Below are 15,671 nucleotides of genomic sequence, written 5' to 3' on the forward strand. Positions count from 1 at the left end.
CGTTCTGGCGCCCAAAGAAGACCTTTCCTTCATTGCCTGACATCGAGCTCGTCCTCTATCGCAACAGCGCGACCGAAACGTCAGCGCGAGTTGGGCAACCTGATGCTCGGTGGGGCCGCTCGGCATCGCCCCCTGGCACTGAGACGAGCCCTATCGTCTTTCGTCACGTTTGGCCACCACAGGAGTGGAGCGAAGCCGCCAGGTTGCAGGACGCTCATGCACCTGCGTCAAGGGCGCGGCGTCCAGCCTTGCACCGGACCTGCGTCCTTCGAGGCCAGGACGTCGTCTTTTGCGTCACGGCAGCGAACCTCATGATGAAGGGCCGAAGTCAGCGTCAGGCATCCTCAACCATGATAGGTGAATAGCTCGACGGGATCGCTGAAGCCGCGCACGGGATATTCACCGACAGGCTCGAGACCGGGTTCGTTCTCGAGGAGGTCGGCGAACGACCGGGAGAGCAGCACCGTCCTCCCCAATTGTTTGGTGAGTGCCTCGAGGCGCGCTGCCATGTTAACGGCTGGACCGATGACTGTGAAGTCGAGCCGGGTGCGCGAACCAATATTGCCGAACATGACGTCTCCGACGTGCACGCCGATGCCGTAGCTGAGCGGCGCACGCCCGGTCTCCTTGTTCTTTTCGTTTAAGGCGGTCATCGCCTGACGAGCTTCGGACACCGCACGCAGTAGGTTTGCGCAGGCCTGTGGCGCGCTCAGCGGAAAGATGGCGAGCAGGCCGTCGCCCATGAACTTCAGGATCTCACCGCCATACCGCGCGATCGGCTCCGACATTGCATCGAAATAGTTGTTCAGGATATCAATGACGTCATCGCGCGGCCAGTTGTCGGAGATCCTCGTAAAGTCACGCAGATCGCAGATCATGACGGCGGCGTGGACGGTTGTCCCGCTACCGCGCCTCGTGGCACCTGCCAGAATAAGTTCACCGGCATGCGCCCCGACATATGTTTCAAGCAGCGTTCGCGCCAGCCGGTTCTTGATGCGGATTTCACTGACGAGTGCGAGGATTGGTAACAGTGCTGACAGGCTTGCGATATGAGCCTGATCGAAACCACCAGGTCGGTCGGTCGCAAAGGCCGCGACGTGCCGCTTCCCGAGCGTGTGGTACATCGGCCAGGCCACGTAGTCAGTCAGGCCCTCCGACCGCCACTCGTGATAGACGCTGTGCTTGCGGCCCAACGAAGTATCGTCCTCAAGGTTCTCGCGCACCTCAGCAGCACCGTTATGAATCTCCTGCACCGGGCTGCCGACATATTCGGGCCGCTCCCTGACATCGTAGTCGACCCGGGTAATTGTTGCCTCGCGCATCCCGTCGGCCCAAAAAATCCGGGCGCCTCGCCATTGCGGGTGCTGCATCAGGACGTGGAGTGCCGCGCGCTTGACAGGAATTTCCGCGCGACGTAGCCGAACGCACAGCTCAGCAAAGATATTGTCGATGAAGCGCTGATCGCGCGTTTCGCTCGTCAGCCAATGGACCACGTTACTATACGCGGCGCCTGGATCTCCGTTCGGCGGCGCGCTCATATCTCGCTCCTCGGCAAGATCAGGGTCGACAATGCAGGATATCCATCATACCCCGGCATCAGCCAACCGCAATCTCCTTGCGCACATCCCTATCGGACGGCCGCTCCCTCACTGGCGGAGAGGACGCGACAGGGGTGTCGCGAGCTCGCCGTGATCGACAAGCGATGCTGGAGGACCGCTAGGCCGTGAATCCATAAATCAGCTGGGGCGAGCGACTTGCCGGAATCCGCTATGCACCGATAGCGACCAACGTTTGCAGCGCAGCTAAATGACGCGATGGGCCAACATCCTACATTGTCCCGCCCGGTCGTCCGCGAATCCCGGTGGACTCTTGATCGCAGTCATGGGAGGCACCTGCAAGCATCCATGGGTGTGCGCTCAGACGCGACATGGCGCTTCAAGCGAAAAGGGCTGGAGCATGACATAGCGGGAGATATGGCACTGAAGAGCAACGGTATTCACTAAATTCACCTGATTGCTTTCGAATCATGCTTTGCGGCCGTTGGCATCGATCGACAGCGCCTGGGCAATGAATTTGTGCGTCGGGGTCGGTACGCCGAGCCTCTCCCCCATGCGCACCAGAGTGCCGGAGAAATAGTTGATCTCGAGCGGTTTGCCAGCGCGCCGGTCAACCAGCATGGACGTGATCATTTCGCGGGGATTGGCGTCGGCGGCCGTCATGATCGTCTCGAAGTCGGTGGGCTTGAACGGCACGCCGGCTGCGAGGCCGACGGCGATCACCTCGCGCACGGCATCCTCGAATAGAGCGCGGGTGCCGGGCGTCTCGCGCATCGGTCCGTAAGAGGCATTCGTCAGCGTCATCATGCCCGAACTTGGTGCCAGTGACGCGAACTTCATCCAGACATTGTAGCGTATCTCTGGTGTGAGCACGGCATCGAGGCCGGCCTCCTTGCACACGTGTTGGAAGGCCTCGAGGTGCAGATTCGCTCGCCCATCCGGCCCGCCGAACTCGATGCGGCCGGGTTGCGCCTTGTGCTCGATCACGCCAGGCCGCGCGATGTGGCTTGAGATGCGCACCACGCCTGGCACCACGTGCGCGCGCGGCAGGTGCGCCTTGATGAGGTCCGGCCCCTCGATGCCGTTCTGCAGCGAGATGATTGTGGTGCCGTCCCGAACCGCGGCCTGCAACGCTTTCGCCGCGCGCTCAGTATCGCCGAGTTTGGTTGTAAAAAGCACCATCTCCGGCGGCTCAGCCTCGGCGGGATCGCCGACGGCCTTCACCGGGTTCACAGTGCGGTCGCCGCTGATACCAATGATCTGCAGCCCGTCACGGCGCATTGCGTCGAGATGCGCTCCGCGCGCGACGAACGTGACGTCCTGCCCCGCGGCCGCTAAGCGCCCACCGTAGTAGCCGCCAATGCCGCCAGTACCCATGACCAGAACTTTCATGGTCTCTCCTCGCCAAGGCGCGAACGGTGGAGAAGTGCCGATCGGCAACGTTCCTGCCAATCCTAGCGATACTGCTCGCTAGTTTCAAACTAGCACATTGGAACTGCCCGGATAACGACGGACCGGGTTGATTTTCGGTAGCGCTAGTAGCTCCACCCCTACAACATCCGAGCTGGGTCATTCGCGACCGGATTGAGCCAGCGGCAAGTCCAGCTAAGTTCGCTATGCTGCCGCGCGTCGGCGTAGCGCCCTGAGGTGAGAACATCGCGCGCGGCCACTGAGGAGAAATGGCGGCGAGCAGGGATAAGCAGCGTTCCCGCCGTGGTGGTCAACGATCGTTACCTGATCACAGGGGCCCAGCCGCCGGAGGCTTTCGAGCAGGCCATCCGAAAGGCTGTGTCCGAAGTCGCCTGACCGGCGCGGCCCTTACGATCGCCGCCGGCCCACCAGGAGCGACGGAGCTAGGCTAACGAGTTAGCTGGTTGGACCTTTGACTACATCTGCAAAGCGCGAAAAGAACTCGTCGGCGATCTTCTTCGCCGACCCGCTGATCAAGCGCTGACCCAACTGCGCCAGTTTCCCACCAATCTGCGCCTCTACACCGTAGGATAGCAACGTACCTTCCTCGTTCGCCACTAACGCGACCGAGGCCACGCCCTTGGCAAATCCTGCGATCCCACCCTCTCCTTCGCCCGAAATCCGGTAGCTGCTCGGGGGAACGAGATCGCTCAGAGTGACCCGTCCCTTGAATCTCGCTGAGACTGGGCCGACCTTCATCTTTGCAACCGCACTAAACTGATTGTCCGCCGACCTCACGAGCTCTTCGCAACCCGGAATGCACACCTTCAGAACCTCCGGATCGTTTAGTCTCTCCCACACAGTTTCCCGGGTCGCGGCAAGTTGGACCTCTCCGGCCATCGTCATCGCCATAAGACGTAACCTCCAATGAAGCGGCCGTCGGGCACCTCTGGCAAACATGCGAGCCAGCCGTGATGCAGACCCAACAGCGTGTTATCCAAGGAAATCTGCATGCGATCCCTTTTCCAGACAGATAGCGTCAGTTCGACGACTCCATGTCCCGACGCCTACGCGTACCCGGTCGATCTCGTGACCGGTTCCCATGTGTCGATCTCCCTCCCGAGCGAATTCAACTTGTCTCGGGCCATTTTCAGTGCGTCGCTGCCGAGCAGCAGATGCAATGGCGGATCGTCGGCCTGCACCACCTTCAAGATTGCGCGGGCCGCTTTGACGGGATCACCTGCTTGCTGGCCACTCTTATCCGCTCGAGCCCTTCGGATGGGGTCAAAGAGCAGATCGTAATCGGCAATACTCCGCGGCGAACGGACCATCGATCGCCCCGCCCAGTCGGTCCGGAAGGAGCCTGGAGCAACTGCCGTCACTTTGATGCCGAAACCGCGCACTTCATTCGCCAACACTTCAGATATGCCTTCAAGGGCGAACTTGCTGCCCGCATAATAGGGAATGCCCGGTAGTCCCACATATCCCGCCATTGAGGTGATGTTGATGATATGCCCACGGCGCCGCTCGCGCATGAACGGTAGCACCGCCTTGATCATCGCGACGGCCCCGAAAACGTTGACGTCGAACTGACGTCTCATCTCTTCGAGCGGACTTTCCTCAAGGGTCCCCTCGTGGCCGTATCCTGCACTGTTGACGAGGACGTCTATCGGACCAATATCTCTTTCGGCCTGCGCAACCTCAGGACCGATGGCCGCGACATTCGTGACATCCAATATGATGGCGCGCGCACGTGCGGGCAGCGCGCCGAACTCCTCTCGCGCGGCTTCGCTTCGCACCGTGCCTATCACGGAAAATCCGGACGAGAGCGCTTCCATCGCCAGAGCTCGTCCGAGGCCCGACCCTGCACCCGTGATCAGAAAATTCATGTTCCACTCATCGCCCTGTCTCTCCTCGGCAGCCGTGCTCGATGATCTCGTTACCCTCTGCTTGGCGCGCACCAGCTGCGGTATTCGCGGTGCGGTTCACGCACGGATATTGTCGCGTGGTCGCGTGCGATTAGGGCAGACGGCCTGCCGCGCGCCTCTGCTCGAGTGCCTTGATGTGCGTATAGGCAAGCATCAATGTGCGATGCGCTATGTTGGCATCGATCGCCCTGTTGAGCATGAAGCCCAGAATGTGATCGACCTCGGTCGAACCACCGCGTTCGACGTCGCGCAGCATCGACGTCGCGTATTGCGAGTCTCGCTGCGAGAATGTCTCTTCCCACGATTTCATAAAGCTATCGCTAGGCGCGTGGCCATTGGCGGCTGCGACGGCGGCACCGCACCGAAGCTGGTCAAGGAAAAGCTCTCGACCATAGGGAGTGCGGACAATCTCGCCGACATTCGCGCGCATCAGGCAGGTCATCGCAGCAGCCGTCGAGAGGTGGACGATTTTCTCCCACATGCGCTGCACGATGTCGGTTACCGCAAAGGCTTCGACGCCCTTTGCAGCAGCGAACAGGGCCGCCAGCGTTGTCACGCGTTCGGTCATCTCGCCAGATTGCTCGCCGAAAGTGAGCGTCCGCCAATCGTTGAATTGGCGGATTGCGCCGCTTGGCGTGAGTGTCGCCTGAATCTTTGCTGTGCCGCCGAGCACGCGGTGCTGGCCGAATCTTTGGTTCAGAACGTCGATATGAGCAATACCGTTCAGGAATGGCAAAACGTAACCGCTTGGTGCCACGGCCGGCGCGATTGTCGCTACGGCGGCATCAAGGTCGTATGCCTTGCACGTCAGAATGACTCCGTCGTAGATCGGTGCCACTTCGGACGCGACCACGGTCTTCACCGCTAACTGGGCATCTCCGTATGGGCTCTCGAGCCGCAGCCCTTGCTCGGAGAGGATTTTACGACGTCCTTCCCGGACAAGGAACGTGACGTCGGCACCGCCCTCGGCGAGGCGGCCGCCAAAATAGCCGCCAATTCCACCGGCACCCAGAACCAGAATCTTGGGACTACTCACGAAGGTCTTCCTTTTGACACGCCGGGTCTCGGCGCGAGGGAACGGTGCGGGCATCACTGGAGGGGCGCCTGACCGACCGCCGCAGCGGCCCCCACCAACCGGAGCTTGGCTAACCAGTGGCGGGAGACACGCAGGCAAACTCAATCCGGATGCCGCTAGGCTCTCGAATCATAAAGTGGAATTTCGGACCCTTGCCCGACCTTTCCGGCGCGAACTCAATCACGGTGCCAGGCCATGCCGCGACACGCGCGTGCAATGCGTCAAGTGCGTTGTGGTCCACAACCTTCAATGCAAGGTGATGCAGGCCGAGGTTACGGCGGCGTTCGAACGGCACGCAGCTTTCCGGATCTTCAACTTGCCAGAGCGTAACAATTGCGTTTCCGTCCGATACGAAGGCCGCGGGATAGCTTGGATTCTCACCGACAACCCGCCAGCCAAGACAATCGCAAAAGAATTTCCGTGTCAGCGCAAGGTCCCTGACGGTAAGGCCCACGTGATCGACACCGATCGTCAGCGGCACATTCTCTTGCATCGCAGCTCTCCGGACGCCTACACCAACCGGCAGCGTGAGTAGCCACCCACCCGCAGATCCAACTCCACGCTAATGCGAGTCGTCCTTGACTTGAAGAGCCGTTACTGGAAAGACACTGTTGCTTCTGACGGAACATTGGCGTGACGGTTGATCCCAAGCCGAGCGACGCCGCGAGTCAAGCAATACTGCACATTGTTTCGAAGCCACTCCTATCGCGCGCGAGGCCAGCATGTTGGTGCAGCCTGCGGCGGGCAAAGGAGCACTCAAGCTGCCACGGCCCGTTGCGCCATCACCTTGATCAAATGCGCGCGGTAATCCGACGAACCGTGAATATCGCTCAACAACCCATCGGCCGCAATTTTGATGGCGTCCAGTGCGGCCGGCGACCAATTGGCCAGCAGCGCCGCCTCGATCGCGGGTACACGCATGACGCCGCTTTGCGAGGCCCCGGTCACCGCAACGCGCACGTGACCCGCCAGGGTCTTGGCAACGAATACCCCCGTCAAAGCAAAACGCGACGCGGGATGCCGGAACTTGGCGTAGCCCGCCTTCACGGGAATGGGGAACGAGACCGCTGTGATCAACTCGCCATCTTCCAGCGCCGTCGAGAACAGTCCCTTAAAGAAGTCGTCGGTCGGGATCGTACGCCTGTTTGTCTTGACCGTTGCGCCGAGGGCCAGCGCCGCGGCCGGGTAGTCCGCCGCCGGGTCGTTATTGGCGAGCGAACCTCCGATCGTCCCGCGATAACGCACAGCGGGATCGCCGATCGTCGACGCCAGGTGCGCGAGCGCCGGGATCGCCTTCTGCACCGCGACGCTTTGCGCCACCTCGTAATGCGTGGTCGCCGCCTTGATGGTTACGGTGTCGCCGGACACGCCGACGCCGATCATGTCCTTGATTTTGGCGACGTCGATCACGTCCGATGGTGCGGCAAGTCGCTGCTTCATCACGGGAAGCAGGGTCTGTCCACCGGACAGGAACTTGGCATCGGTGCCCTTGCCGAACTGCGCCACGGCATCGTCGATCGAGGATGCGCGGTAGTAAGTGGTCTCGTACATCGTATCCTCCCTCAACCGTGAATGGCGTGCCAGACACGATCGGGCGTCGCCGGCATCTCCAGCCTGTTGTTGCCGATAGCGTCCGTGATGGCGTTGATCACAGCGGCGGAAGCGCCGATGGCACCGGCTTCGCCGCAACCCTTGACGCCGAGCGGATTGCCCGGACACAGCGTCGGTGTGTGCGAGAGCTTGAACGACGGCAAATCGTCGGCGCGCGGCATGCCGTAATCCATGAACGACGCTGTTACCGGTTGACCGTTGCTGTCATACACGGCTGCTTCCAGGAGCGCCTGGCCGATACCTTGGGCCAACCCGCCATGGACCTGCCCTTCGACGATCATCGGGTTGATCAGCCGGCCGAAGTCATCGGCGGCGACGAAGTTAACGAAAGAGCTTTTGCCGGTTTCGGGATCGACCTCGATCTCGCAGATATAGGCCCCGGCCGGAAAGGTGAAGTTGGTCGGGTCGTAGAACGCGGTCTCCTTGAGACCCGGCTCCATCCCGTCAGGCAGATTGTGCGCCGTGTAGGCCGCGAGTGCGACCATCGGCAGCGCAATCGACTTGTCGGTACCGGCGACCTTGAACTCGCCGTTCTCGATCACGATGTCGCTCTCGGACGCCTCGAGCGCATGGGCCGCGATCTTCTTGGCTTTGGCCTCGACCTTCTCCATCGCCTTGATGATGGCTGTGCCGCCAACCGCGAGCGAGCGTGAACCGTAAGTGCCCATGCCGAACTGCACCTTATCGGTGTCGCCATGGACGATCTGTACCTGGCTGATCGGGACGCCCAGGCGTTCTGAAATCAGCTGCGCGAACGTCGTTTCGTGGCCCTGTCCGTGGCTGTGCGAGCCGGTGAGCACCTCGATGGTGCCGACCGGGTTGACGCGGATCTCCGCCGACTCCCAGAGGCCGACGCCGGCGCCGAGACTGCCGACCGCCTTCGACGGCGCGATGCCGCAGGCCTCGATGTAGCAGGAGATACCGATGCCGCGCAGCTTGCCACTGGCTTTTGCCTTGGCTTTGCGAGCAGGGAAGCCGGCATAGTCGATCGCCTTCATCGCGGCATCGATCGAGGCGTTAAAGTCGCCGATGTCATACGCCATGATCACCGGCGTCTGATAGGGGAATTGGGTGATGAAGTTTCTCTTGCGCAGCTCGGCCGGATCGACCTTCAATTGCCGCGCCGCCGTCTCCAGCATGCGCTCGATCAGATAGCTCGCCTCGGGACGACCGGCGCCGCGATAGGCATCGACCGGCGTCGTGTTGGTGTAGACGCCCATCACCTCCGCATAGATCGCCGGGATCACGTACTGGCCCGACAGCAGCGTCGCGTAGAGATAGGTCGGCACCGCCGAGGAGAACAGCGACATATAGGCGCCGAAATTGGCGTGGGTCTTCACCCTGAGGCCCAGGATCTTGTTGTCCTTGTCGAACGCCATCTCGGCCTTCGAGATGTGGTCACGGCCATGGTGGTCGGTGAGGAACGCTTCGGTCCGGTCGCCGGTCCACTTGATCGGGCGTTCGACCTTTTTGGAAGCCCAAAGGCAGACCATCTCCTCGGGATAGATATAGATCTTGGAGCCGAAGCCGCCGCCGACGTCGGGGGCGATGACGCGCAACTTGTGCTCGGGCGCGATGTTGTAGAACGCCGACAGCACCAAACGGGCAACATGCGGGTTTTGCGACGTCGTGTAGAGGGTAAAATGCTCCTCGGCGCCGTTATAGTCGGCGATCGCCGCGCGCGGCTCCATTGCGTTCGGCACCAGGCGATTGTTCGTAAGATTGAGCGTCACCACTTGCGCAGCTCTGCTGAAGGCATCCTTCACCGCCGCCTCGTCGCCGATATGCCAGTCATAGACAACATTGCCCGGAGCTTCCGGATGCAACTGCGGCGCATCTGGCTTGATGGCGGCTGTGATATCCGGCACAGCAGGGAGCTCTTCATAGTCGACGACGACTGCCTCGGCCGCGTCCTTGGCTTGGTTCTTGGTCTCCGCGATTACGACCGCGACGGCTTGGCCGACAAAGCGCACCGTTTCCGGCGCCATCGCCGGCCACGCGCCCATCTTCATCGGCGAACCATCCTTGGAGGTGATGGCCCAGCCGCAGATCAGGTTACCCACCTTGTCATCGACGATCTGCTGCCCGGTCAGAACGGCGACCACGCCGGGCATCGTCATCGCGGCGGAGGAATCGATGCCTTTTACCTTGGCGTGGGCATGCGGGCTGCGAATGAATTGGGCGTGTGTCAGGCCAACCAACTTAATATCGTCGACGTAGCGGCCTTTTCCGGTAATGAACCGTCGATCTTCCTTGCGCACGACGCTTGCGCCGATGCCTTCAACGCCCATGCCGTTTCCTCCCAACCCGCGTGATTGATTCTGCCGACTTGTCCGAAATCGGCGACCAAAAGAATAAGTCGCTTAGCTCCGGGCCTCTATCGGACCGGTTGCGATCCCTTCATGCGGCCGGCCGCATCCAGCACCGCCTTGACGATGTTGTGGTAACCGGTGCAGCGGCAGATATTGCCTTCGAGCTCGCGCCGGACGGTTTCCTCATCGAGCTTGCCACTGTGGCGGTTCACAATGTCGATCGACGACATGATCATGCCTGGAGTGCAGTAACCGCACTGCAGGCCGTGATTGTCGCGGAATGCCGCCTGCATCGGGTGCAGCTCGTCGCCCTTGGCGATGCCTTCGATGGTGGTGACGTCGCAGCCCGCGGCCTGTCCGGCCAGCATGGTGCAGGATTTGACCGCGCGTCCGTCGACATGGACGACGCAGGCGCCGCACTGACTGGTATCGCAGCCGATGTGAGTGCCGGTCAGGTTGAGGTTTTCGCGCAGGAGGTGGACGAGGAGGACTCTGTCCTCAACATCTACAGACACAGCCCTACCGTTGATCGTTAAGTCGACTGTCGACACGACTAGATCTCCCCCCTTTTTCGTCTCCCGCACCTCTCGCGAAGTCGCACACGGAGGTGTGCACATCGGTCTGCGGAATCGATCGATAGTACCGCCGCGTCCCTATCGTGACAGCGAGATGTGAGACAAGCCAAGCCGCCTCGCACAAGCCGTCTCGATCTGCGTTCCGGCGCTGCGTTGGCCCGGCTCTACCCGATGTCCAATCCGCACCGCAACAGCCGCGATCACTATGTTGGCCGAACGCTTAGAGCGCCGATAGCGCCGGTCGATATGAAATCAATGGTACCAGACCGCTGCGCAACCACGATTCAATCCTCCAATCACGTTCGGCGAATTCTCTTACCGTCAGACTGGAGGCCCGGCTTGAGATACATCGCGAGGCGTGTCGGCTGGCCAGACTCAACAGCCGAACTTGAGCGCCGGAATTCCACCCCGCGCCGCACAGACAGGCCCGCGTTCTTACTTTATTCCATGCCTCGTTGATCATTTGGTTTGGCAAATTTCATCGTAAGAACAATGCCCTAGAATCGAAACTCTCAACGTCTTAGGCATATCGCGACGGCATCGATCAAGAAGAGTGCTGGGAGCCATCGCTCGGGCTGATGGCTTCGATAAGAACCTCGGTCAACCTTCGTGAGCAACAGCAGGCACGCGTGCCTTGGGCGCCTCCCGGTGTGCCGCATCGCGAGCTGCGCCGCTGCCTGCCCGCAGAGCGGGATGCGCCGCTTCAGTTGGCGGTACCGGCCGAGGTCTGTAACGTGAGCAGATAGGCATATATGTCGTTGAGAGCGTCGTCGGTGAGAACTTCTTTCCAGGCCGGCATGCCCTTCGAGAGGCGCCCTTCATGGACGGTTGCCCAGAACGTCGCCCGAGCGTTTTCGCCGTAGCGAAGCTGCAATCGCCGGAGGTCGATCCGGCGCTCGCTTTGGACCGCGTCGATGCCATGGCAATGGCCGCACGTTGCATTGAAGACTTCCTTGCCCGCGTCGACGTTGGCGGAGCTTGCTGCGTCTGGCGCGCGTTCTGTCGATGCGATTGCAACAATGGCGGAAGGAGAAGGCGCCGTAGGAAGATCGGCCGCCGCGGCTTTTTGTGGCGTGAGCGGATTTGGCGCACTTGCGGATGCGTGGACCGCTATCGGCGGGTCATTTGGCAGGCCGTATTTTGTGGCCAGATCAACAATTGTCCGTTCAAGGCCCGGCAGAACCGCATCGACTTGATCGCGGAGTTCTTTCGAGGTCCTCGAAAACCCGATGGCAGCGTCCCATGACAAGCCCTCGCCTTCGACGGTCTGGATCTTGTAGCGGTTCTCATATTGAGTCTTGTTGAGCCAGCCGGCTGCTGGTCCCCAGACGAAGGCCACGTCCGCCGTGCCGAGATCCAGCGACTTCATGCCTTCTTCCGGGCTCAGCACGCTGACTTTTTCGATATCGTCCCGAAGAGCGAGAAGGTTTTGTGGCGCCGTTTGGTACTGCACGGCCACCCGGCTTCCCCTGAGATCCTCGACGCTGTTGATCGCTTTCTCCTTTGCGGCGACCAGGGCGTAGGTTTGCGTGGAGATCTTTCGGGAGAATATCACCGCGGGTCCCATGAAGTCATCGGACAGCGGCAAGCCGATCATGGCGTCGCATTGCCCGCCCAACAAGGTGACGCGCACGGTGCGCTTGCCAAAATAGGTCTTGTACCAATTGTACGCAACGGGCCGGCCCAGCGCCTTTCCGATCGCCTGACCGACCTCGAGGTAGAAGCCCGGCTTGGAGGCATCATCGCTGGAGTACGGCAAATTCGCCGGATCCGCGCACAAGCGAAGGGGTTTGACGTCGCTTGTATCGGCAGCGGAGGTCGGCTCGACCCAGGCGAGAATGGCTGCCATGGCAAGGACACCTGAGAGCCGGCGCACGCCGTGATTGGTGCACAAGCCGCTAAATTCGCCAGAGATTACCAGCATTCACAACCCCTGTTTGTCGGATGATGAACAGACCGGAAGCTCACTTAGGTGATCGAGAGCCCTACGTCCGTCCCAACCAGAGTCACTGGCGCGACGGACGTTGCTCGGTTGGTGGGCTACTCAACGGAAAATACGAACAGTGAGCCGCCTTCAGGTGCAGCCGCCGTCATCTTCTTCCCGATGTCTCCCAAGAATGCTGGAATGGAAGCCGTACGGCCAACCACGACTGCGACATACTGCTTGCCGTCGACGGCGTAGGTGACGGGACCGGCGCCAATGCCGGAGCCGAGATTCTTCTTCCAAAGGATCTTGCCGTTGGCGGCATTGATTGCGTGGAAGTCACCATGCATGTTGCCGTAGAACACGAGGTTTCCGCCCGTGGATAGCGTGCCGCCGTTGAATGGAAGGTCTTCCTTGAGGGACCATACCTTCTGGTTTTTGACCGGGTCCCATGCCACCAGCTCACCAAGGAAACCGCCCGGACCTTCCCTCGAGGGGAATTCGGCCCCGAGATAGAATGTGCCACGCTTGTACGAGACGTCGCTGACTGAGAAGTCCATGCAGAAGTTGTTGGACGGGATGTAGACAAGCCCCGTCTGCGGGCTGAACGACATCGGCTGCCAGTTCTTGCCGCCTATCACGTTCGGACAGATGTCCTTGACGGGGTGGGCCGGTCCGGGGCGCTTGTCGGGATTCTCGACTGCGCGTAATGTTGCGATATCCCATTTTTCGGCCCAATTGACGAAGACGTATTTCTCGGCCGATAGCAGCTTACCGGTTTCGCGATTGGCGACGAAGAAGAAGCCGTTACGGTCGGCTTTCATCAATGCAGGTACGGTGTTGTCGCCGATCTTGAGGTCGGCCAGGATATTCTCATTCACGCCGTCGTAATCCCACGCGTCGGCCGGGGTCCCCTGAATGTGCCATTTGATCGCGCCGGTATTCGGATCGAGGGCAAGCGTGGACGCTGTGTACAGATTCGTCAGCTTTCCGAAATTGCCGTCGCCGGTGGAGCGAACGGCAGTATTCCACGGGCCCGGGTTGCTGGTGCCCCAATAAACCGTATCGGTCTTGGGATCGTACGAGCCGACCAGCCAGGCGGCGCCGCCGCCCCTTAATCCGGTGTCACCCTTCCAGGTATCGCTGCCAGGCTCGCCGGGCGCCGGTACCGTAAAGGTCTTCCAAACCTGCTTTCCGGTGTTCAGGTCAAATGCCTGAAGCGAACCACGAACGCCATATTCGCCACCACCAAATCCGGTGATCACCTTGTCGCGTACGACCAACGGCGGAGAAGTGATAACGGAGCCCTGCTTGTAGTCGACAACGTCAGCGGTCCAGAGCGCTTTACCTGTTGCAGCGTCGAGCGCGGTCAACTTGCCGTCGATCCGGCCCACGAAAATCTTTCCGTCTGCGAAGGTGACGCCACGGTTGTTTACGTCACAGCACGCGTACTGCAACACATCGTCCGGGATCTCCGGCTCATAGGTCCACTTGCGTGCGCCGGTCGCGGCATCAAGTGCGTAGACATATTTCGGCCCCCATGAGGTCGTCACATAGAGCGTGTTTCCGATCACGATCGGCGACGACTCGTTCGATCGCAGAGAACCGAGCGAAAACGAGTAGACCAAGGATAATTTGCTAACGTTCTCGGAATTGATCTGCTTTAGCGGACTGAACCGTGTATTCCCGTAATCATGGCCCGCGATCGCCCACTGATCGGGATTGGTGATGGCCTTAACGACCGAATCCTGCGCGCTGACGGCGAAATCCGCGGCAAATGTACCGATGGCGATTGAGATGACCGCGACGAATTGCCTGCTCCTCATCGTTTTCTCCTGAGCGTTATTGTCACCACATCAGCGGAGCACCGAGGCGTTCGCAGCGCAGCCGCAGATTCAGCGTGCCAGCGTATCGACGATTATCGCAGGTTCGAAGAGCCGTTGTTCGGAAGACATTGTTACGTCAAGCGAAACAAGGCAGCGCCGGCCGACCAAGGGCATTCTGCTTGCGAGTGGACATCCCTGCACATCAGCGAGCGGGCGTTAATCGATCTCTCCGCGCGACAGTCGATGGTTAAAGACACTCGACGTTGACCCCTCACTCAATCGCACAGCGTGACACTGTCCTCCGAACAATGGGTGTTCACGCTCGTGCCCAGTAGCCATAAGGTCGTTGAACTCGTGCGACTTCGCCTCATGTTGGCAATTGGGAGAAGATTGCGGGGGGACTGGCTAATCACCAGAGTGCCGTCTAACGAGATCACACGACGGAAGGCAGGTCCGGCGGCACATCGCATAATTCCTCGACTTGCGAATGCGGTGCACGCGATCGCACCTTGGACCCGTATACCGCCGCCAACTACCTGGAGTTCTTGAGAATGACCACCTCGTTCGATTATGTGCCGCCGAAAGTCTGGAGTTGGGACAAGCCGAACGGTGGGCGTTTCGCGAACGTCAACCGCCCGATCGCCGGCCCCACGCACGACAGGGAACTCCCCGTCGGTCGCCATCCCCTCCAACTCTATTCTCAGGGAACGCCAAACGGTGTGAAGGTAGCGGTGATGCTCGAGGAGCTGTTGGCGCTCGGCCATAGGGACGCAGAGTACGACGCATGGCTGATCAGAATCGACCGAGGCGATCAGTTTGGGAGCGGCTTCGTTGAGCTGAGTCCCAACTCCAAGATCCCGGCCCTGGTGGACCAAAGCGGACCGATGCCGATCCGAGTCTTCGAGTCCGGCGCTATCTTGATATACTTAGCCGAGAAGTTCGACGCCTTCCTGCCGACCGAACCCGGAGCGCGCGCCGAATGCCTGTCATGGCTGCTCTGGCAGGCAGGAAGTGCGCCATATTTGGGCGGAGGCTTCGGCCATTTTTACGCCTACGCGCCGACCAAGATCGAGTATGCTATAGATCGGTTCGCCATGGAGGCGAAGCGCCAGCTCGACGTGCTCGACCGGCGCCTCGAAACGAACAATTTTATCGCTGGCAGCGACTACACGATCGCAGATATCGCCGCTTGGCCCTGGTACGGCGGTCTGGCGAGGGGCTGGCTCTACGGAGCGGCTGAGTTCCTTCAGGTGCAAGAGTATAAGAACGTTGCGCGCTGGGTCGACGCGATCGCCGAGCGGCCGGCCGTCCGACGCGGGCGAATGGTCAATCGCGTCACTGGCGAAGCTTCAAGTCAGCTGCATGAGCGTCACGACGCCAGTGATTTTGAGACAAGAACGCAAGACAAACTGGCGACCGGCGGGTAACTGCTCGCGCACCGGGCTTGTGCCGAG

General features: G+C 60.6%; 12 protein-coding genes. 1 reads left to right on the plus strand and 11 read right to left on the minus strand.

Annotation, left to right across the window (positions count from 1 at the left end):
- Positions 1–344: 344 nt before the first annotated feature.
- The 11 genes from G6P99_RS36405 to G6P99_RS36455 all read right to left on the minus strand — a co-directional run bounded on the left by G6P99_RS36405 (position 345) and on the right by G6P99_RS36455 (position 14,217).
- On the minus strand, positions 345–1,538 hold the full coding sequence (locus tag G6P99_RS36405; protein ID WP_165125490.1) for an adenylate/guanylate cyclase domain-containing protein: 1,194 nt from the start codon (positions 1,536–1,538) through the stop codon (positions 345–347).
- Between the two features lie 486 nt (positions 1,539–2,024).
- A complete protein-coding gene (locus G6P99_RS36410; protein ID WP_165125493.1) occupies positions 2,025–2,948 on the minus strand; it encodes a 2-dehydropantoate 2-reductase in 924 nt (307 codons plus the stop codon).
- A gap of 474 nt (positions 2,949–3,422) precedes the next feature.
- The gene (locus G6P99_RS36415) at positions 3,423–3,878 is read right to left on the minus strand and encodes an SRPBCC family protein (RefSeq protein WP_165125496.1); all 456 of its coding nucleotides are present in this window, start codon (positions 3,876–3,878) and stop codon (positions 3,423–3,425) included.
- Between the two features lie 155 nt (positions 3,879–4,033).
- Positions 4,034–4,855, minus strand: a complete 822-nt coding sequence (locus tag G6P99_RS36420; RefSeq protein WP_165125499.1) for an oxidoreductase — start codon at positions 4,853–4,855, stop codon at positions 4,034–4,036.
- Positions 4,856–4,985: 130 nt separating this feature from the next.
- On the minus strand, positions 4,986–5,930 hold the full coding sequence (locus G6P99_RS36425; protein WP_246709719.1) for a ketopantoate reductase family protein: 945 nt from the start codon (positions 5,928–5,930) through the stop codon (positions 4,986–4,988).
- Between the two features lie 109 nt (positions 5,931–6,039).
- Complete coding sequence (locus G6P99_RS36430; RefSeq protein WP_092117058.1) at positions 6,040–6,462, minus strand: VOC family protein; 423 nt, start codon at positions 6,460–6,462, stop codon at positions 6,040–6,042.
- 263 nt (positions 6,463–6,725) lie between these two features.
- Positions 6,726–7,520 (minus strand): FAD binding domain-containing protein, encoded by a 795-nt coding sequence (locus G6P99_RS36435; protein WP_165125505.1) that lies wholly within the window; start codon positions 7,518–7,520, stop codon positions 6,726–6,728.
- A gap of 11 nt (positions 7,521–7,531) precedes the next feature.
- Entirely contained in the window at positions 7,532–9,871 is a 2,340-nt protein-coding gene (locus G6P99_RS36440) for a xanthine dehydrogenase family protein molybdopterin-binding subunit (protein WP_165125508.1), read from the minus strand.
- Positions 9,872–9,957: 86 nt separating this feature from the next.
- The gene (locus G6P99_RS36445; protein WP_092117064.1) at positions 9,958–10,443 is read right to left on the minus strand and encodes a (2Fe-2S)-binding protein; all 486 of its coding nucleotides are present in this window, start codon (positions 10,441–10,443) and stop codon (positions 9,958–9,960) included.
- A 727-nt stretch (positions 10,444–11,170) separates the two neighbouring features.
- A complete protein-coding gene (locus G6P99_RS36450) occupies positions 11,171–12,391 on the minus strand; it encodes a c-type cytochrome (protein WP_246709720.1) in 1,221 nt (406 codons plus the stop codon).
- A 116-nt stretch (positions 12,392–12,507) separates the two neighbouring features.
- On the minus strand, positions 12,508–14,217 hold the full coding sequence (locus tag G6P99_RS36455) for a PQQ-dependent methanol/ethanol family dehydrogenase (protein WP_165125511.1): 1,710 nt from the start codon (positions 14,215–14,217) through the stop codon (positions 12,508–12,510).
- A 551-nt stretch (positions 14,218–14,768) separates the two neighbouring features.
- Between G6P99_RS36455 and yghU the strand changes: the two genes are divergently transcribed.
- Positions 14,769–15,644: a glutathione-dependent disulfide-bond oxidoreductase gene (gene yghU, locus G6P99_RS36460; protein ID WP_165125514.1), complete on the plus strand. Its 876-nt coding sequence runs from the start codon at positions 14,769–14,771 to the stop codon at positions 15,642–15,644.
- The last annotated feature ends 27 nt before the right edge of the window (positions 15,645–15,671 follow it).

The sequence above is a fragment of the Bradyrhizobium sp. 6(2017) genome (assembly GCF_011058295.2).
GTDB lineage: Bacteria > Pseudomonadota > Alphaproteobacteria > Rhizobiales > Xanthobacteraceae > Bradyrhizobium > Bradyrhizobium septentrionale.

Bases quoted from the DNA above. Each gene is read 5' to 3' on its own strand.
- G6P99_RS36440 (WP_165125508.1), bottom strand. From the start codon at position 9,871: ATGGGCGTTGAAGGCATCGGCGCAAGCGTCGTGCGCAAGGAAGATCGA.
- G6P99_RS36410 (WP_165125493.1), bottom strand. From the start codon at position 2,948: ATGAAAGTTCTGGTCATGGGTACTGGCGGCATTGGCGGCTACTACGGT.
- G6P99_RS36415 (WP_165125496.1), bottom strand. From the start codon at position 3,878: ATGGCGATGACGATGGCCGGAGAGGTCCAACTTGCCGCGACCCGGGAA.
- G6P99_RS36450 (WP_246709720.1), bottom strand. From the start codon at position 12,391: ATGCTGGTAATCTCTGGCGAATTTAGCGGCTTGTGCACCAATCACGGC.
- G6P99_RS36420 (WP_165125499.1), bottom strand. From the start codon at position 4,855: ATGAATTTTCTGATCACGGGTGCAGGGTCGGGCCTCGGACGAGCTCTG.
- G6P99_RS36435 (WP_165125505.1), bottom strand. From the start codon at position 7,520: ATGTACGAGACCACTTACTACCGCGCATCCTCGATCGACGATGCCGTG.
- G6P99_RS36430 (WP_092117058.1), bottom strand. From the start codon at position 6,462: ATGCAAGAGAATGTGCCGCTGACGATCGGTGTCGATCACGTGGGCCTT.
- yghU (WP_165125514.1), top strand. From the start codon at position 14,769: ATGACCACCTCGTTCGATTATGTGCCGCCGAAAGTCTGGAGTTGGGAC.
- G6P99_RS36455 (WP_165125511.1), bottom strand. From the start codon at position 14,217: ATGAGGAGCAGGCAATTCGTCGCGGTCATCTCAATCGCCATCGGTACA.
- G6P99_RS36405 (WP_165125490.1), bottom strand. From the start codon at position 1,538: ATGAGCGCGCCGCCGAACGGAGATCCAGGCGCCGCGTATAGTAACGTG.